This window comes from Nonomuraea sp. NPDC050536, from assembly GCF_044457685.1.
Classification (GTDB): Bacteria; Actinomycetota; Actinomycetes; order Streptosporangiales; family Streptosporangiaceae; genus Nonomuraea.
In genome coordinates this window covers 79,825-98,519 of record NZ_JBITHD010000031.1, presented here as the reverse complement: position 1 = coordinate 98,519, position 18,695 = coordinate 79,825, and the positions used below count along the sequence as shown (strand labels likewise).

The window sequence follows — 18,695 nt, the reverse complement described above, 5'->3', positions numbered from 1 at the left end:
GAATGCATGCCGCGAGACTACGCACTCTGCAACGCCACCCAGCCGTTCGCCCCAGCCCCACAGGACGGGGCGAACGTTGCCTGACGCGGCACTAGTTCCCCTTCAACCGAATAACGGCCCTTCCGCTGGTGAGGTCAATTCGGGTGGTCGGGGGCGCGCCGTCGGTTTCGTCGTCGCGAAGCATCAGCTCGGTCTGACGCTGCTCCAGCTCGATCCGTTTCGACCCCTGGAAGGCGGCGGCAAGTTCCTCGACTCCTGGCGCCGTCACGCGCGGCCGGATCGTTTCACCCTGGCCGCCCACTTCCACAGGCGCTCAAGCATGACAACGAAGATCAGCAGGCACGCCACCAGTTCCACTCGCTCACCCCGAACTCAGCCACGATCTGACGCGAGAATATCGACCAAGCCCGCCTTGCCTCCGCCGCGCAGGCACGCCCTTCACGATACGGGACCATCTCTCGCCTTCACGCAGCGCTTCCGGCGAGACGACGGAAGCGCTGGCAAGCCTCATCACCAGTCCCAGGAGGCATGTCTATCCGGTGAGGGTTTCGGAGAACGTCTCACCGCCATGTGAGATGCAAGGAGCCGAGGTGTTTCGAATAGCCGAGATCAGGTGATCCGGTCGCGCGGGGACGACATCCCGACATCTACCGCTGCCTAAAGATCGTGAACCACAGGTCTTGCCCCTTGATCCCCTGCACCCGCCGCCCGATTCTCCGGGGCAGACGGAACCTGTCAAGGATGGCTCTGCGGGCAGGACAACCGCTGAACACGGAATGTCACCGGCCGAGGGAACACGCGAAGCCATCCTTGACAGAACCCGCCTGACAGTCCGGGAGGAGGCACCTAGTGCTGTGACCGGAAATGATCACCGGGTTGGATGACGGCTTCAGGCTGCGTTCGTGAGAGGTCGGCCACCCCAGCGGATGCCTTTCTCGCTGCGGATGCGGGCGCGTTCGCGGCGTTGGGCGGCCAGCACATCGGGGTGGCGGGCGTGGGTGTTGCGCCAGCGCAGGTAGGCGTGCAATGCGCGGGTCTGGACGGTGTGGTTGGGGTGGTCGGAGTTGGCCAGGGTGAACTGGCGCAAGGGTCCGAAGTGCGCCTCGATCGGGTTGGCCCAAGAGGCATACGTCGGCGTGAACAGCAGCCTGACCTTGTTCTTTGTGGCCCAGGCGCGGATGCGCCGGTTCTTGTGGGCCGACAGGTCGTCCAGGATCACGTAGATCGGGGCGCCGTCCGGGCGGGCCGCGCGGATCGACTTCAGGGCGGCCCAGGTGTGGTCGGTGCCTTTGCGGGCGCGGTTGACGCCCCACAGTTGGTCGTCGCCGACGGAGTAGCAGCCGTGGAAGTAGGTGACGCCGCGGGTGCGGTGGTAGGTGGCCGGCAGCCGGTCCGGCTCACCCTGCCGCGCCCAGCAGGAGCCCGCGGTGGGGCGGATGCCCAAAGGTCCGAACTCGTCGAAGGCGAAGGTGCGCTCCGGCCGCTGGGTCAGGGCGTATTCGATGCGGTCCAGCTTGGCGTCGAGGTCCGGGTCGGGTGAGTCCTTCCAGGTCTTGGTGTGCTGGAAGGTGATGCCCTGGCGGGCCAGCAGCGCGCGTAAGGCTTCCCGGCCGATCGTGATGGTGCGCCCGGGCAGGTGCTGAAGGTAGTTCAGGAGTTTGCGAATGGACCAGCGGGTGAACGGCTGGCCGAGCTTGGTCGGTCGCGTGGTGGCCGTCGCCGCGACGAACTGTTCGTCCTCAGGACTGAGCAGGCGGAGACGGCCTCCCGCCCACTGAGGGTCCAGGCAGGCCAGCCCGATCTCGTTGAAGCGGTGGATCACATCACGCACGGTGTCCTCATCGGCCTGCACCAGCCGGGCGATGACCGGGACCGTGTTGCCGCCGGCCGAAGCCAGCACGATCATCGCCCGCCGATAGCGCACCGTGCTGGTCGTGCCCCGCCGCACGATCCGTTGAAGCTTCTGCCCTTCGTGGTCCAGAAGCCTGCGAACCCTGACCGGTTGCGTCACCCTGCCTCCCAAGCGCTGATCGAACGTGATCAGCACTATCCAACTGGCAGGAACGACCTACACGCCATCCCGATGATCATTTCCGGTCACAGCACTAGCGGGAGCAGGGGGAGTGGCACATGAGCGATCTTCCCCATGGGTTCGAGGCGTGCCCGCTACGTGCCCGTAAGACGAGCGATCATGACGGACTCACGGGAATCGCAGGTTCTCCGACGACTCCGTCAGCGTATCGCCTGGCCAGCCTTCAAGATCATGAGAGACTTCCCAAGTTGACAGCGCGGGTTCGATTCCCGTCACCCGCTCCACGCACCAAGGCTTTGCCCGGAACGCAGTTGCAGCCCTGAATTCGGCACTGTCGCAGGAAGCTAATCCCACCAGAGGTGCCAGATCCTGGAGCCGAGAATGCGCTCGACGTACTCGGGGAACGTCCAAGCATCCATCTGGTAGAGGGCATCCGGGCATACCAACAGGTGCTCAAGAGCCGCCTGCTCGGCTTGTTTCTTGGTGGTAGGGGGTGTGGCCACCGACACCTTCCAGCCGGCGTCTACGGCGTCGATGTCGCTCGGTCGTTCAGGAAGCAGTTCGTCATCGACATACTCCAGCACAATGGGCCGAAGCCCTGTCACCTCGTGAGCAGCCTGCAGTCGACCCCATATGCCCGGTAAATCCTCAACCGGTTGATCCGAAACCCAGCACACCGGGCCGTCAGTCAACGGACCATCGCCGTCCCACGCATGAGCAGGCGCGATCAACCTCCCTGACGACAGACCAGCAGGTAGATCATTAAGCGCCATGTCAGCACGTTAGCCCTTGGGGAGGCATCGTCGAGGGCGACAGGAAGATCCAGCAGGGCCAGGCTGTCGCGGGTGTTGGCGGCACTGATCGCGACAGAGATCGGCAGACCGGCTCGATCAGTGATGAGGTGGATCTTCGACCCTCTCTTGCCGCGGTCGACAGGATTCGGACCCGTCAGTTCCCCCTTTGACCGCACGAACGCTGACCGAGTCGATCGCGTACCTCGACCAGTCCAGTTGCCCACGTGAGCCCAGCTCGTCCAGCAGGATGCGATACAGCTTGGCCCACACCCGGGCGGCGCTCCACTCGGCGAAGCGGCGGTGCACCGTCTGCCAGGACGCCCCGAAAATCGGCGGGAGCTGCCGCCAGGTGCATCCGGTGGTGGCCACGAACACGATCGCCGCCAAGACCAGGCGGTCATCAGCCCTCCGCCGCCCCACCACCCTGCGGCCGCGTCGGCGACGGTGGCATTACCCGCTGGAACAGCTCCCAGAGCTCATCGGGAACCAGCCGATCCATGATCAACTCAACGAGTGATCACCAAACAAGACACGGTCTAAGTAGGGATAGGCGAGGGTGCCCGGTTTCAGTAGCCGCGCGCGTCGAGCGGGTTCATGATGGCGGCATGGCGAGAGGGAAGAGCCCGTGGGTGTGGATCGCGCTGGTGATCTCGGGGCTGATGGCCGGCGCGCTGGGCGTGGTCTTCATCGTGCTGGATCTGGCGCAAGCCGATCAGCTGGCCAGCGTGATCGGGGTGTTCGTCGGCCTGGCCGGGCTCGGGGTGTCGGTGTACGGGCTGGTGCTGGCTCGCCGTGGCGCGGCGCCGGATTCCGCTTCCTCCCCTGTCTCCGCCACGCCGCAGACTGAAGCCGCCATCACCGCGCGTGGGGAGCGATCCGTGGCGACCCGGGAAAACTCGGGCGTGATCCTGACCGGCGGGGCCGAGCGCATCTCGGTCACCGGGGCAGGCGAGACTCATAACACGATCGACGGCGGCATCTTCCACGGACCGGTGATTCAGGGCCGTGACATTACCGGCCTGCCTGCTGCCGACCCCTCCCCGCGGTCTTCCTCGCCGTCTGTTGGCGGCCCGGATACAGAGGAGCCGTCACGGTGAGACGGCGACGCAAAGCAGATGACGAGGCTGGCGGCACCATCAGCAATCAGATCCGCGAATTGATTCAGGCCCGCCGCATCGCTGTGCGGGTCGCCCGGCCGGCCCCGCAAGCGCCGGCGGGTCTGCCGGCCACGCCAACCGGGTTCGTCGGCCGCGCCGACGCCCCGCCCTCCACGAGCTCAAGGGCCGCCGCCACCGCGGCGCCTGGACGATGACCTCGATGGACTCCATCCAGAACACCATCACCGGCGGCGCCTTCTTCGGCACGGTCATTCAGGGCAAGTACGTCCGCGTCGTCCTGCCGACCCCCGTAACGCCCGCGCTCTCCGGCCTCCCCCAGGACAAGGACGCCTTCACCGGCCGCGCTGTCGAACTGGCCGCCCTCCTGGACCGCCTGAGCTCGGGCGAGGCTGCGACGGTTGTGTCGGGCCTGGCGGGAGTCGGCAAGACGGCCCTCGCCGTCCACGCCGCACACCGCGCGCTGGACGACTTCCCCGGTGGCGTCCTCTTCGCCGACCTGCAGGGCTACGACGAGGCCCGCCGCGTGGACCCCGCTCGGGTCCTGGATGGATGGCTGCGGGCACTGGGCATCCCCGGCGAGCACGTGCCGCCCGCGACTCAGGACCGGGAGCGGCTCTACCGGTCCGTGCTCAACGCCCTGGCTGCGGAGGATCGCCGCCTGCTCGTCGTGATCGACAACGTCGCGTCGGCGTCGGACGTGGTCCCGTTGCTGCCGCCGACGGGCGCGGGCTGCGCGATCATCACGTCCCGCCACAGTCTCGGCCTGCTCGACGCGCGTGCCGTACGCCTGAGCGCCCTGGACGAGAAGGACGGCGCGCTGCTGCTGCAACGGGCGCTGGCCACGCTGACCCCTGACGACGCCCGGTGCGAGGACGATCCCGAAGGGGCACGCCGCGTCGCGGAGCTGTGCGGCGGCTTGCCGCTGGCGCTGCGGATCGTCGCGGCGCTGCTCGCAGACGACCCGGGCCGCACGCTCGCCGTACTCGCCGACGATCTGGAGCGGGCCGGGCTGGCAGGGCTGGAGTACGCGGAGGCCACGGTCAGGGCCGCGTTCGACCTGTCGTTCGGGCAACTGTCGGCCGAGCAGGCCGCCGTGTTCACGCTGCTGCCCGTCGTCCCCGGGCCTGACGCGTCGGACGAGACGGTCGCGGTGCTCAGCGGGCTCGACGTCCTCGAGGCCCGGCGGGTGCTCCAGGGCCTCGCGCGGGCGAACCTCGTCGAACGGAACGGTGACCGCTGGCGCATGCACGACCTCGTACGCCTGTACGCGGCCGAGCACACGCAGGCTCCCGACCAAGCGCTCGCCACGCTGATGGACCACTACCGATCGTCGGTGGACGCGGCCCTGAGCCACCTCGAACCCGCTCTGACCCCCGAGGACCGCTTTCCCACCCGCGAGGAGGCCCTGGACTGGCTGGACGCCGAACGGGTCAGCCTGCTCGCGGCCATCCGCACCGTTCCCCCCGAACTGATCCAGCAGCTGTCGCTGAACATCGGCACGTACCTGTCGCTGCGCGGGCTCCATGACGACTGGATTGAGGTGAGCCAGGCAACCGTGGACGCCGCCCGCGCTCTCGGGGACCGTGAGCGCGAGAGGTCCGCCCTGAACCACCTGGGGATCGCCTACTCCGACGCGGGCCTGCCAGAGGAGGCACTGGACGCGTGCGAGCAGGCCATGGCCATGGCCGAGAACGGCCGCGACAGAGCTGCCATGCTCGCCAACCTCGGCGCCATGTTGCGGCGGCTCGGCAGGGGTGAGGAGGCCATCGCCGCCTGCCGCGAGGCCGCCGAGTTCTTCGAGACCGTGGGCGACGCGCTGGGGCTGGCGCGGGCGCGCGGCAATCTGGGCAGCGCACTGCGCGATCTCGGGCGGCGCGACGAGGCTCTTGCCCTGTTACGCGAGGTCGTGACGGACTTCGACCGGCTGGGCGGCCAGGAGGACACGGGCATCGCGCTGAACAACCTCGCCCACGCCCTGCTCGACGACGACCGCCCCGGGGAGGCGGAGACGCACGCCCGCGAGGCGGTGGAGCGCCACCGCGCGGCGGGCGCCCTATGGCGGGAGACCGAGGCGCTGCTCACCCTCGGGCTGGCCGTGCATGCACAGGGCAGGGTGCGCGAGGCCGCCGAGATTCACGAGCGGAACCTGGAGCTGCTCGCGGACTTCGACGACGTGAGCAGGGCCGCCAAGGTGGCGTACCACTACGCCGAGGCACACGCCCAGCTTGGCGAGCTGGACGAGGCCTACGACGGCTATTACGTCGCGTCGAACCTGTACGAGAGGCTCCAGGACGCCGTCTGGGAGGCGGCCACGATGGCGAACATCGGGCTGATCTGGATCAGGCAGAACAAGCTCGGGGACGCCGCGCGGATGCTGCTCCTGGCCGCCGATGGTTTCGCAGGCGTCGGCGCGGACGACGACGAGGCACGGGCACTGGCTTTGCTCGCCCCGGTCGAGCTCTCGCTCGGACATCTGATCGACGCCATGGAGACGTACGCACGGGCGGCGCGGCTGCACCGCCGTCGCGGCGACCGGCGCGCCGAGGGCGGCACGCTGGCCAGACTCGCCATCCTCCAGCAGGAGGACTCCCTGTACGAGACCGCGTCCGAGACCGCCGCCGAGGCGCTGCGCGTATGCCGGGAGACCGGCGACCGCGACGGCGAACGCACGGCACTCAACGCGCTAGCCCTGGCCCTGGGCGTACTGCGGCACCACGAGGAGTCCATCGCCGTCAACCACGAGCACATCGCCCTGTGCCGCGAGCTCGACGATCAGCGGCCCCTCGCTGACTCTTTCGTCAACCTCGCCGTCACCCTGCGCGAGGCCCGCAGGCGCAAGGAGTCGGACGCGGCGCTGCGCGAGGCCGTCCGGCTCTACCGCGCCCTCGGCGATCCGGCCGAGGCGGAAAGGCTCGCGAAGGACCTCACCGTGGCCGGGCGGACGCGCCGCCTGCTGTTCGCCGCCGCTCGCCCGCTGCGGTCGCGTCGTGCCCTCTTCCGTGACCTCATGGGTCAGAAATACCTGGAGCTGGAGATGGTTGAGGAGGCGATCCGCAGCCACGAGAGGAGCCGTCCGATCTGGCGCGCGCTCGGCGAGCGCGTCAGCGAAGGGGGGAGCATGTTCTTCCTCAGCAGGGCTCTCCTGGCCAATCGCGATTACGAAGACGCCGAGCGGGCCGCCGACTACGCTTCCCGGATTTTCCGCTACGTCGGTGACGAGCAGCTGGAACTGGTCGCCTGCATGGTCCATGCCCGCGCCTGCGCCGCCGCCCTACGCCCGCGTGACGCCCTCGCGCCGTACGAGCGGGCCATCGAGCTCGCGCGGGCGCTCCGCCATGCTGAGACCGAGGAGATGCTCGAGAGCGAGTACGCCGAGGCCCGCAAGGCCCCCTACCTCCCCGGCGCCGTCTTTATGACAATAAGCTCCGATTAGATCGGGAAGGTTTGAGCGGGACACCCCCACGAGTCCCGCCGTTCACGGCGGACTTTATTGAATCGCCCCCGGTCCGGTAGAGACTTGATCTCTTGAGAGCATCGAGTCCATGCCAGGTAAGTCTCCCAACCCCGCCGAGCTGCGCAGCGGTTCGGATGGTCGCTGAGCTGCGGCCGGATTACCCGACCGCATGGGCCACGATCAACGCGGTGGCTACTACCAAACTCGGCATCGGCACCGCGGAGACACTGCGCGCCTGGGTCCGCCAGCCCCAGATCGACGCGGGCAGGGCAGCGACCACATCGCGGCATCATGCCGGCCAATCTGCCGTCGCCACTGGGCTCTGCGGGAGGTCGCCGGTGACGTCGAGTCCGCCGCCGATCCGGGCCAGGATGGCAGGTGACGTGTGAGGAGCAGGACGACGAAGTGGGATAGATAACTACATATCCCGCTTCGTCGGATACACCCGAAGTGTCCATGGGCTATTGGTAGCCCTACCGACTTCCCGCGATTAGCGCGCCTCACCACAAAGGAGGCGCATCCACAATTCTTCGGCGTCGCGCGCCTGCTCCCACAGGGACTCCTGGATGATCACACGACCCTCGCCTTTGTGTGTGCGACGGATGAACATCAACCCGCCGGCAGCGCACGTCTCATACACCGTGGGGCAAGCACTCGCAGGTATGGACGCGGACGCGAATCTGGTCGGCGCGTGGAACGCATGGCAGCCACCCCACGCTCGTGAATCCGTCCTTCGCTGAAGCGGGATGGATGCCGTGATACGGGTCGGAGTCACGCATGAGGGACCGAGGCGCTTCGAGGTGGTGGCCAGAGGGGCGGCATGCTGCGAGCGTTGATCACCACCAAACCCGGCAAGGGATCGATCGTCAGCCCGACAGAGGATCGATAGGCGCAGTAGCTGTCAGCAGGATGAGGCGACTCCAACTCTCCGAGGTCCACGACGTCGATTGCGCCCATGCTTCCCTGTTGGGGCACTGATCGCCGGGCGCCGAAGGGCCAGACCTTCATCTCGGCAAAGCGCCGCGTCGAGCAAGTCACCTGCACCTTCTGTGCTCGTGGTGCAGCTGAAGGGCAGGCTCAGACCAGGTCGAGGCGGGCGAGTTCGGTGCGGGTGGTGACGCCGAGCTTGGGGAAGGCGCGGTACAGATGGTGGCTGACGGTCCTGGGGCTGAGAAACAGCTGGGCGGCGATCTTCCTGTTGGTGGCTCCCGTGGCGGCGAGCCGTACCACCTGGAGTTCCTGGGGAGAGAGCAGAGCGATCAGGTCGGGGGCGCCCGGCGCGACTGTCTCCCCGGCCGCGCGCAGCTCGGCGCGGGTGCGCTCGGCCCAAGGAGCGGCGCCGACGCGGTCGAAGGTCTCCAGGGCGGCGCGCAGCCGGGTGCGAGACTCGTTTATCCTGCGGGCGCGGCGCAGCCACTCGCCGTGCAGCAAGTCGGTGCGGGCCCGCTCGTAGGGCCGGTTCGCCTTGGCGTGTGAGCGTGCGGCCTGTTCCCAATGCTGTTGCGCCTCCTCCTCGTCGTGGGCGAGGAGGGCACGGCAGCGGTGCAATACGGCGTCTGCCCACGGCTGGCGGGCGGCCGTGGCCCAGGATTCGAAGCGGGCGAGCGGTCGCGCGGCGCGGGCGGGCAGGCCGAGCCGTACGGCGGCCTCGATCTGGTCGGGCGCGAAGTAGATGGGCATGATCTGGTGCCGGAGCGGTCCCAGGGCAGCGGCCTCGAAGCGTTCGAGCGCGGCCTCGAAACGGCCCTGGCCGAGATCCAGCAGGCCGAGGGCCCACTCGGCCCAGCCGACGATCGTCGCCACCGGGTGGGCTTCGTGGTGCGCGATCGTACGTTCGGCCAGCTCACGGCAGTCCTCTTCGCGCCCTTGGACAGCCGCGACCACGGCCATGGCACTCTCGAAGTGCGCGATGCGGTGCGTCTGGCCGATGTCGGTGGCGAGCTGGCGTCCTTCGGTGGCGGTCGCGACGGCGTCGCGGAACCGGCCGAGGTACATCTGGTGGATCGCCAGCACCACCTGGCCCAGCGACAGCAGCCCCGCCATGCCCTCGGCCCGGCACTCCTCGATCACCGACTGGGCAATGGCGAGCCCTTTGTCGAAGTCGCCCGAGATTCCGGCCAGCGAGCAGACGCTGATCCTCAGCGCCGTCATGCCGGTGGGGACCGACACGGCCACGGCGATGAGGTCGCGGAACGGTGGGAGCGCCTGGTCCAGGTCTCCGGCCAGGAAGTCGGCCATCGCGCGGGCCGCCCGGACGAACCCGTCCATGCCGTCCTCCGGCGTGAGCGGCAGCTCGGCGAGCCGCGCCGCGGCCTCGGTGACGGCAGCAGGGTCACTGAGGTACCAGGCGTTGCGTACCGCGTCGAGCAGGATGAGCGCCGCCTCCTTCGGGGCCACGTCGGCGATGCAGGCTGCGCCGTCGAGGAGAACCCGGTGAGCCTCGTGTACGGTGCCCCGGTCGAACGCGATCCGGCCGCGCAGTCCTGCCAGCCTGGCGAGGGTCAGCGGGTCGTCGCTGAGCCGCCGCGCCTGGTCGGCCAGGATCTGCGCGTGTTCCAGGGCCCCGGCGTCAGCGGCGTATTCGGCGGCCAGGGCCAGCCGCCGGGCACGTTCGGTCAAGCTGGGGGTGAGCCTGGCTGCGCGCTCCAGGGCGGCGGCGGCCGCGGCGTGGCCCGCGCGTTCGCGGGCGCGGCCGGCTGCCTGCTCGAGCGCGGCGGCGATGGGCTCGTCGCGGCCGGTCGCGGCGGCCGCCAGGTGCCAGGCGCGACGGTCGGCATCCTGGTCGTCGTCGAGTGCCCCGGCCAGGGCGCGGTGTATGGCTACGCGTTCGTCGTAGGCCGCCCGCCGTGCCGCCGCCGTGCGCATCAGCGGGTGGCTGAAGGACAGGCACCCGCCCGCGGTGGAGAGGAACCCGGCGTGCTCGGCCGGGCCGAGGGCTGTGGCACCTACTCCCAGCTTCTCCGCGGCGCGGACGACGACGTCGAGATCCCCAGCGTCGTCGAGGGCCGCGACCAGCAACATCGTCTGAGTGTCCGGCGGCAGTACGGCGATCCGCGCCTCATACGCCTCCTGGATCCGGCGCGGCAGCGGCAGCGGGTCCTGGGTGTCCGGCAGCGCGTCGGGCACCTGGGGCAGCTCGATCAGGGCGAGCGGGTTCCCGCCGCTCGTGGTGAGGATCCTCTCTCGTACGGCCGGCCCGAGACCGGGCGTGTGCTCGCGGAGCAGGGCGCCGGCGGCCTGCCGGTCGAGACCTTCGAGCCGCAACTCGGACACTCCCGGCGCGTGGAAGGTATCCCTGGCCGCGAAGAGCAGGGCGATCCCCTCCGCATGCAGCCGCCTGGCCGCGAACAGCAGCGCCTCGGCCGACGATCGATCCATCCATTGGGCGTCGTCGACCAGGATGAGCAGCGGGCCGTCCTCGGCGAGTTCCGTGAGCAGCGACAGGGCGGCCAGGCCGATGAGGAACCGGTCCTGCGGGGCGGTGGCGAGGCCGAACGCGCCCTCCAGCGCCCTGGCCTGCGGCGCCGGCAGAGCGCCGATGCGGTCGAGGGCCGGCCGCAGCAGCAGGTGCAGCGCCGCGAAGGGGAGCTCGGCCTCGGTCTCGATGCCGGTGCCGCGCAGCCGCCGCACGCCCTGCGCCAGTTGGTCGGCGTAGCCGAGGAGCGCGGACTTGCCGATCCCCGGCTCGCCCCGGATGATCAGGCTCCCGCTCCTGCCGTCCCTGGTCTGCGCGATCAGAGCCTCGATCTGCGCCTGTTCCCGCTCTCGCCCCAGCAGCACCATCGGACGTTACCAGTCAATCGTCCGATGCCGGACGTACGCCCTCCGTCCTTACCGTCGTACGTGATCCCCGACGGCGACGTAAGGAGAAACGCATGTCCTTATTGATCTTTCTGCTGCTGTTCGTAGTCCTGTGCGGCTGGCTCGATCGCTGGGCCACCCGCACCCCCGATGCCGGCAGCAAGGAAGGACGCTGAATGTTCATCGGACACTTCGGCCTGGCCGCCGCGGTCAAGGCGGCCCAGCCGCGCGTCCCGCTGTGGTCGCTCATGCTCGCCACCCAGTTCCTCGACGTCGTCTTCGTCGTCCTGTACCTGGCGGGCGGAATCGAGTCCTTCCAGGCCGTCGCGCCAGGAACGTACGGCGAGGCGCTGATCTCGGCGCAGTACACCCACTCGCTACTGGGCGCGCTGCTGCTGTCCGCCCTGTACGGCGGTTTCGGCGGGTGGCGGTGGGGCCGCCGGGCCGGGACGGTCCTGGGCCTGGTGGTCTTCAGCCACTGGGTGCTCGACCTGCTCGTCCACCGCGCCGACCTGCCCCTGCTGCCCGGCAACGCCGGCGACCTGCCGCTGCTCGGCCTCGGCCTGTGGCAGTCCCCGTGGGCCACGGGCGTCCTCGAGGGCATTCTCCTGGTGATCGGCGCTGTCCTCTATTTCCGTTCGGTACGGCAACGCGCCCCGATCACCTGGCGCGCGATCGTCTCGGGCGGTGTCATGGCCCTGCTGCTCGTCCTGGGCCTCGTCGTTGACGTCCTCAGCTAGGAAAGGCCGCGAATTGTTCATCGACGTACCCGGGGGCCGCCTGGCCTACGACTACGCCGGCGAAGGCCCGCTCGTCGTGTGCGTACCCGGTCTGGGCGACACCCGCGACGCCTACCGCTCGTTGCGTCCGGTGCTGGTGGAGGCGGGGTACCGGGTGGTGACGATGGACCTACGAGGCCACGGGGAATCGTCGGCGGGTTGGGACGACTACTCCCAGTCCGCGGTGGGCGCCGACGTCGTAGCCCTCCTGGAGCACCTGGACGCACCCGCCGCCGTCCTGCTCGGCAACTCCTACGCAGGTGGCGGCGTCATCCGCGCCGCCGCCGACGCCCCCGAGCGGATCGCCGGCATCGTGCCCATCGACGGATTCATCCGGGCCATCCCGGTCAACCCCGTCGTCCGCGCACTCATTCGGCTGATCGCGTTGTCCCCGCGGCTGTGGAGCGTTTACTACGCCACGGCGCATCCGACGGCCAAGCCCGCCGACCTGGCGGAACACCGTGCCAAGCTGGTGGCCATGCTGCGCGATCCGCTCCGGCGCGAGGCGATGCGCCGTATGCTGCTCAACCGCGCTCCGGAGGCCGAACAGGTCATCGCGCAGGTCCGCTGCCCGTCCCTGGTCCTCATGGGAGCCAAGGACCCCGACTTTCCCGACCCCGCGGCGGAGGCGCGGACGCAGGCGTCGCTGCTGCGCGGGCAGGCCGTGATGATCGACGACGCTGGCCACTACCCGATGTCGGAGTTCCCCGAGCGGACGGCGGAAGCCTTGCTGCCCTTCCTGAAGAACGTGTTCTGACTGGCCGCCGCCGGTCACCCAGGGCGATGCCCGGTGGCCGTGAACTCGGGGTGGACGACCCCGAGGGCTCGATCGGCCGTCGCCGGGCTGCGGGAGATACGCGCGGAACTGTGACCTGCCCACGCTGGGGTGCTGACCGCCGCCATGTCCGAGGGCCGCGGCGTCGAGCGGGGCGGTCGCGAACGCCGCATGCCGGGTCATCGTCGTACTCGGTCCCGGCCAGCACGACGCCCGGGACAAACCGAGCAGCCCAGGGCCACGGGCACCAGATCGTTCGTCCGACAGGGCGCTCCATCTAGTCCCCGTGGCCCTGGGCCCGCTTCCCCTTCGGGCGGGACGATGGCAGACGGGAAGATCATGCAGGGGGAGGAGTAAGAGGCAGGGAAGGGGTTCCGAGGGAGGACCGCTCGAGGCGGTCTTGAACTAGCCGCTGGTGGTGAGCAGGAATGCGGCTGGCATTCATTGCCCGGTGCAACAGATCAGCATCGAACCCGTGCGTGCCCATGTAGTCGAGGAGCGGGTCATATCGATCAGCCCGGTCTCGCAGGAGCTCCGTAACCAATCGGAGTTCCAGCCGAACCACCGGCACCTGGTGAGAGCCGCAGGTGATCAGGACGTAATGCTGCCATGGCCCGCTGCCTACACATTCCATGGCATCCGAATCGACTTGCCGCTCGATGGTGCTGAGCTCCAGTGCGACCCCATTCACGTCGAACCTGGCGAAGTATTGCGAAGATTCGGGAAGCCATGAGGCGGCATATAGGCAGGGGAACGATGAAAGTGCTGCGGCGAACGTGTCTACGTCTTCTCGGCTAGTGAGCAAGATGTCGATGTCCCCAGCAGGGAGTGGGACGCCTTGCAGGAGTGCGGCGCTTGTGCCACACACGCGATACGCCGTGTCGGTGTCCGTAGCTCCGAGCGCATCGAGCGCCACTTCTAATGTCGTAGTTACATCCGTCAGGTTCAGTGATCTTGTCTGCTCGCCCATGTTGATCAACGTATCAATCATGCAAGTGCGCGAGTCAGGGCGTCGCGGGTCCCAGTAGGAGCCACTTTGGCAGCCACTCGAACGGACGATCATGGACTGAGCCGAACGAACCTGAACGGAGGGACCACCGCTGACCGGCGCCACGAATGATCCCGGTCGACCTTGGAGATCGTTTGGAGAAGGTGCGTGCCCGTCGGATGGCGATCAGTGGAGACTCGGCGGTGCGCCCAGGTCACTATTGCCCCAGGCCAGAACGCATGATCTTGAAAGGGTTCCCCAGCTGACAGTTGCCGGTTAGATGGCCGTGCAGCTGCCCGAACCGTCTAGATCGTTCACGGGAGAACTTCCCGGGACACTAAAGCGATCATGCCGTCTGGCGAAAGCGCCCGTAGTGTTCGAGCTTGCCGTCCGATGCACCGAAAGGATTAGTTGCCCATGGTGTTGACCGGCAGGGAGCCCGGACCCATGCAGATCATCGAGGATGCGCGGATGGCCTACCAGCAAGATCGCAAGATCTTCGTCGCACGGCTGAGCGCAGATCTGGGGAAGGCGTCGAAGGGTACGAGTCTGCCCATGGTCGCCAACGTGATCGAAGCCATTGAGGCCGAAGGCTGGCACCTCGACAAGATGGCCAACGCCGTCTTCGGCATGGGCTTCGGCTACGAGAACATCACGTGCCTATTCCGCCGCACCGACTGACACGAAAGCGGCGGTCGCATCGTCGTACGCCTTGCCCCGTGGCCAGCGCGAACCGTGCGGGTCTGCGTCTTCCGCCTGCCGTACCACGCGAATCAGCTCGTCGGGACCCTCGTGATTAAGGACGTCCAAGGCCTTTTGCCACGACAAGAGCCCGAAATGATCCATGGGGCGCGAGGCACCATCGCTGAGCAGCGCCGCGGCGCGAACCCGCTCGGTCGGCATATCGCCTACAAGTGCCTGTTCCGCAGCCAGGGGATCGGTCGCCGCGACCCAGAAGCCACCGTCGCGATTGCGATGGGAGCGCATGGCCTCGACGTATTCACGATGAGCGGCGACGTGGTCGGGGGTGCCGGAGTCCAGGGCATCCATCTTCGTCCGATAGCGGGCTCCGACTTGGGCCTCTCGGTCATCGGTGATCACCATTGGCTCCGCCGTACCGACGTCCAGAACGAGCACGGAGTCGGCAAGGACCAGCCATTCCAGAGCATCAGTCGTACGGCGAAGCATCACCACCGTGGCCGAGGGGGAACCCGGGTGGGACAGGTCGCACGTGCCGTCGTGGAGTGAGGAGACGGCCTTGATGCCTTGAGCGAGCACATCGGGCAAGGAGCCGCCGCCTTGGGTGAGCGAGGCGAGCAGCGTGGAGCCGAGAGTGCGTGAGTACCAGGCCACCCCATGGGAGCAACCCGACTCCGATCCCGGCGGCGTGCCTGCCCCATCCAGCAGGACGACGGCAGCCGGGGTGGCGGCGACGAAGTCCTCGTTCGGCCGGCCGGGAGCCGCTTCGGTGGCGAAGGTGACACGCACGTGCTTACTCCTCGTCGTGCTGGTAGAGCGGGCCGGCAAGCTCCGCCTTGACCGGTTGTCCAGTAGCCGGGTCCGCCACAACGGTCGAGAAGCGCTTGTCCCCCACTTGCCCCCACAGTGTGGCGATCTCGGTCTGCAGCAGTTGCACGACGCCAAGCGTGCCCTGAGGGCGTATTCCGGTGAACACCATCAGGTTGCCCTTACCGTCCGGCCGGGCGAGGCGCCCGAGATAGGCGTAGTCGATGGGCTTGGCCGGGCCGCTGATCCTCCACACCGAGCGTTCTACCACCCGACTACGCCGATGACTGCCGAATTGTTCAAGTGAGGGATCAAGCGGCGGCATGCCGCGCCGCCGTACAGCGGCGCGTCGCTTGCCCGCCGACCGTCGCGCCCAGAGAGGCCGCCGACCCAGCGCCCCGCCGCACAGATGCAGCCCTACGATCGTCATGTGTGGGCGGGCATCCGCTGATGGTCGGGGGCGATCGACGATCGCGATAGCGGCCGCCTGCCCGTCCTGCCACCCGCATCCCCGCACCCGTAGCCTGTCATCGGCCCGACTCACGATCATGCCCTTGTCGACGGGAGCACACGCATGAGCGCCATGCACGACTACTACCGCGCCCCCGATCGCGCCACCGCAACCTGGCGACCGAACGAGCTACGGTTATCAGCCAAACCCCTCCCCGACGCTCCGTTATTCGACGTCGTGGAAACCAAGTGGATCGATCCCAGCAGGTCTCTCGGCGGCCTCGTGGCCGTCATCAAGGACGTCCGACCTGGTCGAGACCGTCGCCTTGTACCCGCCGCCCGAAGGGGCGCCGAAGAACGAAGATGAATGGCTGGCGCTGCCGGAGGACTCTCCCTATCGCGAGGGACCAGAGATCGAGGAACTATCGGTGAGCGTCCGCGACGCACTGGCTGAGGTCGATGACGTCCGCCTGCCCGAAGTGGCTCAGCGATGGATGGATGAATCTCTCTCCAGCCTCTATGACGCGGACTACGCGCTCGATCTGGTGAAGGAGTTCGTCGCGCTGGCGCGAAGGGCCAAGGAGAGCGATCAAATGCTCTACTGCTGGTGGATTCCCGGCTAGTCGCCAGTAGCCCTGCTTTCCTGGAGCTTGAGCTCGCGAGCCGTTCATATGCATGATCCGGGTAGAGCTACAACTGACGCAGCACCTGCATGGCGTTCTTCTCGATGCGCGAAAGATCGTGAAGAATGACGCGGGCCTGCTCGAGATGCCCCACGTCGCCGCTCTCTCCAGCCTTCGTGATCAAGGTGGCCACGTCCGTCCACAGGGTGGCGGCCTCGGCGTACAGCTTGTGACCGGTGCGGAGGTTGCTGTCGTCGATCAGCTGGATGCACTCGCCGAGGAAGTCGCGATAGAGGGCGCGGAACAAGGCGCCGCCGGTGCCGGCCTTCTCCATGAGCAGGGCGGCTTGTGGTAGGTCCTGCTGCGGGTTGCCGGCGCGCAGCAGCCATGTGGGCACCTGTTTGGCGGTTTTCTCGATGCCGCGGTGGCCAACGTTCGCGATGGGAGCGGCCAGGAAGGCGTCGGCACAGTCTCTGATGGCGGGGATGATCTGGTCCTGCCAGCAGGGCGAGTGCTCCAGCAGGGTGATGGTGAAGGATCGGTTTCTGGCGGTCATCGGGCCGCGCTCGGTCCGCGCCATGGCCAAGCTGGCCCTGCTGGTGCGTACCGCTCCTCCTTGCTGGTCGGTGTCCACCAGGTAGACGTCGTGCTCGTCGTAGCCGTACATGGCGACGACATGGCCGCCGAAGTGCACCTTGGACCCGAAGTACTCCAGGTGATAGCAGTCGAGCTGAAGGCCGACCGGCCGACCGGCATCGACGGGGGTGGCCGCGTTCTCCCACGCCTTTCGCGGTGAGGTGGTCTCCTCGACCAGCAATGTCAGCCCCAGCCTGGCGGTCAGGTTCCTGGTGAGGTCGAAAGGCTTGACGCGGCCTCCGAGAAAGGGGAACGCCATGCCCTTGCTGTCCCAATAGATGAAGGACAGGCCCGAGCCCAGCCCGAACAGCATGGGCTCGGACAGATCAAGTCCCTCATGACGCAGCAGCACCCCCAGCGCCGTCGTCTCGCAGTGGTGCAGGCCGCGAGCCTCGATGTCCTTCACGATGGTCATACGTCGCACTCCTCAACAACTGGGCCATCAGCGTGCCCGCTAACCAGCTCCCAGGATCGTCAGGAGCAGCATGAGGCCTCCCATAGGGGGAGAGTCCAGCCGCGGTGATCCTCACCTCGCCGGGGGTCGGCTCGGCGAGTGCAGACTCCCATCCGGCGGGCGGCTCTGAGGTTGGCCGGGGCATCGCCGTGGTGGATCACACTGTCGCGAATGCTGTACGACATCGCTTGGAAGCCACCAAAGCGGAACCACTTCGTAGCGTCCTATCACTGGCTGGAGATCACTGCCCCCAGCCGGGGAGACTCCGGGTCGAGGATTGCCGAACCAGGGAAGCTATAGGCGAAGGCCTCAGGGCCGACGTTGTCGACCGTATCGATGATCACCACGCCACTGATTCTGCTGGCGAGAGCGAGGGCCGCAGGAACGGCGTTGTCGATGATGTCGCCTGCGGAAGGATCGATGCCCAACGCGCGCAGGTGACCGTTCAGCCCATCGGTATCGCTTCCCTGGCGATCGAAGGGGCGAGACGGGGAATCCGCCGCACCTAACGAAGCCGCAGACGCTGGCGCTCCTCCGCCGCACATGACCAGCCGCACCGCCGCCGGCCGCACTCGCTTCGGTCGCCGTCCGGGTGCCTGCGGCATGCCGCTTCGGCGGTCATGACCTCCTGCGCTCACGATCATGCTTCAACGCCAGGCGCACGGCGAAATAGATGATGAGGAACTGAGCAAGTGCCCCCAGTAACCACATCACGAGCCCCAGCCCTGCGATGGATGACATTCCAACCGCCTCCGAGTTCCCCTGCTTTGAATGATCAGCTTGTCGGATCTCTGCCATTCCGTCTACGCCTTATAAAGCCCCGAAGGACCTTCTCTAAGCAGGTGGCCGGATCTGACTCGTCGGCATGCGCGGCGCAGCCTGCCGCTGACCGCCGTCTGGAGTCGATCGCTGTGGCGTTGGCCGGCCGGGCCGGTGCTCGTCTTGCCCAGGCGTTGGGCTTGCTGGCCCACCGAGATCCCAACCGCATGGGTGCGCTTGACCATCCGCGCCCGAGACCTGGAGAGTTTCGATGGCCGCGTGACTTCTGAGGCATGTCCACGATCTTGAGTCCGGGAGGCGATGGAGTGGTCAGCAGATTATTTATGGCTGGCGGAGGAGTGCACTGATTGCGATGGCGAGGGTGAGTCGGGACTGTGCCTGACCTTCGTCCGGGGTTTACCTCCTGACGAAGCCTTTCGCCGGATCGGGGCTACCCCGGGAGCTACCGGAGGGTTCGGAATCGCGGCCTATGCTGCACAAGGCGGGACCGTCCTTGAGTATGAAT

At 67.7% G+C, this 18,695-nt stretch carries 15 protein-coding genes and 2 pseudogenes; 7 read left to right on the top strand and 10 right to left on the bottom strand.

What is annotated here, in order from left to right:
- Positions 1-91 precede the first annotated feature (91 nt).
- From ACIBHX_RS48120 to ACIBHX_RS48105, 4 genes and pseudogenes are all read right to left on the bottom strand, one after another.
- A complete protein-coding gene (locus tag ACIBHX_RS48120; RefSeq protein WP_397075206.1) occupies positions 92-307 on the bottom strand; it encodes a DUF6191 domain-containing protein in 216 nt (71 codons plus the stop codon).
- Positions 308-889: 582 nt separating this feature from the next.
- The gene (locus ACIBHX_RS48115; RefSeq protein WP_397075204.1) at positions 890-2,011 is read right to left on the bottom strand and encodes an IS630 family transposase; all 1,122 of its coding nucleotides are present in this window, start codon (positions 2,009-2,011) and stop codon (positions 890-892) included.
- 365 nt (positions 2,012-2,376) lie between these two features.
- The gene (locus tag ACIBHX_RS48110; RefSeq protein WP_397075202.1) at positions 2,377-2,805 is read right to left on the bottom strand and encodes a DUF4253 domain-containing protein; all 429 of its coding nucleotides are present in this window, start codon (positions 2,803-2,805) and stop codon (positions 2,377-2,379) included.
- A gap of 44 nt (positions 2,806-2,849) precedes the next feature.
- Positions 2,850-3,325: pseudogene (locus ACIBHX_RS48105) on the bottom strand (IS5 family transposase); the annotation flags it as partial.
- Between the two features lie 130 nt (positions 3,326-3,455).
- Between ACIBHX_RS48105 and ACIBHX_RS48100 the strand changes: the two are divergent.
- Both ACIBHX_RS48100 and ACIBHX_RS48095 read left to right on the top strand, forming a co-directional pair.
- Entirely contained in the window at positions 3,456-3,923 is a 468-nt protein-coding gene (locus tag ACIBHX_RS48100) for a hypothetical protein (RefSeq protein ID WP_397075200.1), read from the top strand.
- 220 nt (positions 3,924-4,143) lie between these two features.
- Positions 4,144-7,377 (top strand): tetratricopeptide repeat protein, encoded by a 3,234-nt coding sequence (locus ACIBHX_RS48095; protein WP_397075198.1) that lies wholly within the window; start codon positions 4,144-4,146, stop codon positions 7,375-7,377.
- A 1,098-nt stretch (positions 7,378-8,475) separates the two neighbouring features.
- On the opposite strand, the gene ACIBHX_RS48090 is transcribed toward ACIBHX_RS48095, so the two are convergent.
- On the bottom strand, positions 8,476-11,178 hold the full coding sequence (locus tag ACIBHX_RS48090; RefSeq protein WP_397075196.1) for an AAA family ATPase: 2,703 nt from the start codon (positions 11,176-11,178) through the stop codon (positions 8,476-8,478).
- 197 nt (positions 11,179-11,375) lie between these two features.
- Between ACIBHX_RS48090 and ACIBHX_RS48085 the strand changes: the two genes are divergently transcribed.
- Positions 11,376-11,939 (top strand): permease, encoded by a 564-nt coding sequence (locus tag ACIBHX_RS48085; protein ID WP_397075195.1) that lies wholly within the window; start codon positions 11,376-11,378, stop codon positions 11,937-11,939.
- A gap of 13 nt (positions 11,940-11,952) precedes the next feature.
- On the top strand, positions 11,953-12,735 hold the full coding sequence (locus tag ACIBHX_RS48080; protein WP_397075193.1) for an alpha/beta fold hydrolase: 783 nt from the start codon (positions 11,953-11,955) through the stop codon (positions 12,733-12,735).
- Between the two features lie 355 nt (positions 12,736-13,090).
- On the opposite strand, the gene ACIBHX_RS48075 is transcribed toward ACIBHX_RS48080, so the two are convergent.
- Positions 13,091-13,723, bottom strand: a complete 633-nt coding sequence (locus ACIBHX_RS48075) for a hypothetical protein (RefSeq protein WP_397075191.1) — start codon at positions 13,721-13,723, stop codon at positions 13,091-13,093.
- Between the two features lie 465 nt (positions 13,724-14,188).
- Here ACIBHX_RS48075 and ACIBHX_RS48070 point away from each other — a divergent pair, with 465 nt between their 5' ends.
- Positions 14,189-14,422, top strand: coding sequence for a hypothetical protein (locus tag ACIBHX_RS48070; RefSeq protein ID WP_397075189.1), 234 nt, complete (start codon positions 14,189-14,191; stop codon positions 14,420-14,422).
- On the opposite strand, the gene ACIBHX_RS48065 is transcribed toward ACIBHX_RS48070, so the two are convergent.
- Together ACIBHX_RS48065 and ACIBHX_RS48060 are read right to left on the bottom strand one after the other, a co-directional pair.
- Positions 14,402-15,229, bottom strand: a complete 828-nt coding sequence (locus ACIBHX_RS48065; RefSeq protein WP_397075187.1) for an integrase — start codon at positions 15,227-15,229, stop codon at positions 14,402-14,404. The two genes, ACIBHX_RS48070 and ACIBHX_RS48065, sit on opposite strands and share 21 nt — an antisense overlap.
- 4 nt (positions 15,230-15,233) lie before the next feature.
- Positions 15,234-15,503 carry a hypothetical protein gene (locus ACIBHX_RS48060; protein ID WP_397075186.1) on the bottom strand — a complete coding sequence of 90 codons (270 nt, stop codon included), beginning with the start codon at positions 15,501-15,503 and terminating at the stop codon, positions 15,234-15,236.
- A gap of 520 nt (positions 15,504-16,023) precedes the next feature.
- Here ACIBHX_RS48060 and ACIBHX_RS48055 point away from each other — a divergent pair.
- On the top strand, positions 16,024-16,320 hold the full coding sequence (locus ACIBHX_RS48055; protein ID WP_397075184.1) for a hypothetical protein: 297 nt from the start codon (positions 16,024-16,026) through the stop codon (positions 16,318-16,320).
- A gap of 67 nt (positions 16,321-16,387) precedes the next feature.
- Here ACIBHX_RS48055 and ACIBHX_RS48050 read toward each other — a convergent pair whose 3' ends face one another.
- A complete protein-coding gene (locus tag ACIBHX_RS48050) occupies positions 16,388-17,371 on the bottom strand; it encodes a BtrH N-terminal domain-containing protein (RefSeq protein ID WP_397075182.1) in 984 nt (327 codons plus the stop codon).
- A 266-nt stretch (positions 17,372-17,637) separates the two neighbouring features.
- Entirely contained in the window at positions 17,638-17,955 is a 318-nt protein-coding gene (locus ACIBHX_RS48045) for a DUF6461 domain-containing protein (protein ID WP_397075214.1), read from the bottom strand.
- 535 nt (positions 17,956-18,490) lie between these two features.
- On the opposite strand from ACIBHX_RS48045, the pseudogene ACIBHX_RS48040 reads away from it, so the two are divergent.
- Positions 18,491-18,658, top strand: a pseudogene (locus tag ACIBHX_RS48040) (DUF6461 domain-containing protein); the annotation flags it as partial.
- Between the last annotated feature and the right edge of the window lie 37 nt (positions 18,659-18,695).

Bases quoted from the DNA above. Each gene is read 5' to 3' on its own strand.
- ACIBHX_RS48110 (WP_397075202.1), bottom strand. From the start codon at position 2,805: ATGGCGCTTAATGATCTACCTGCTGGTCTGTCGTCAGGGAGGTTGATC.
- ACIBHX_RS48095 (WP_397075198.1), top strand. From the start codon at position 4,144: ATGGACTCCATCCAGAACACCATCACCGGCGGCGCCTTCTTCGGCACG.
- ACIBHX_RS48085 (WP_397075195.1), top strand. From the start codon at position 11,376: ATGTTCATCGGACACTTCGGCCTGGCCGCCGCGGTCAAGGCGGCCCAG.
- ACIBHX_RS48075 (WP_397075191.1), bottom strand. From the start codon at position 13,723: ATGGGCGAGCAGACAAGATCACTGAACCTGACGGATGTAACTACGACA.
- ACIBHX_RS48070 (WP_397075189.1), top strand. From the start codon at position 14,189: ATGCAGATCATCGAGGATGCGCGGATGGCCTACCAGCAAGATCGCAAG.
- ACIBHX_RS48050 (WP_397075182.1), bottom strand. From the start codon at position 17,371: ATGACCATCGTGAAGGACATCGAGGCTCGCGGCCTGCACCACTGCGAG.
- ACIBHX_RS48045 (WP_397075214.1), bottom strand. From the start codon at position 17,955: ATGTGCGGCGGAGGAGCGCCAGCGTCTGCGGCTTCGTTAGGTGCGGCG.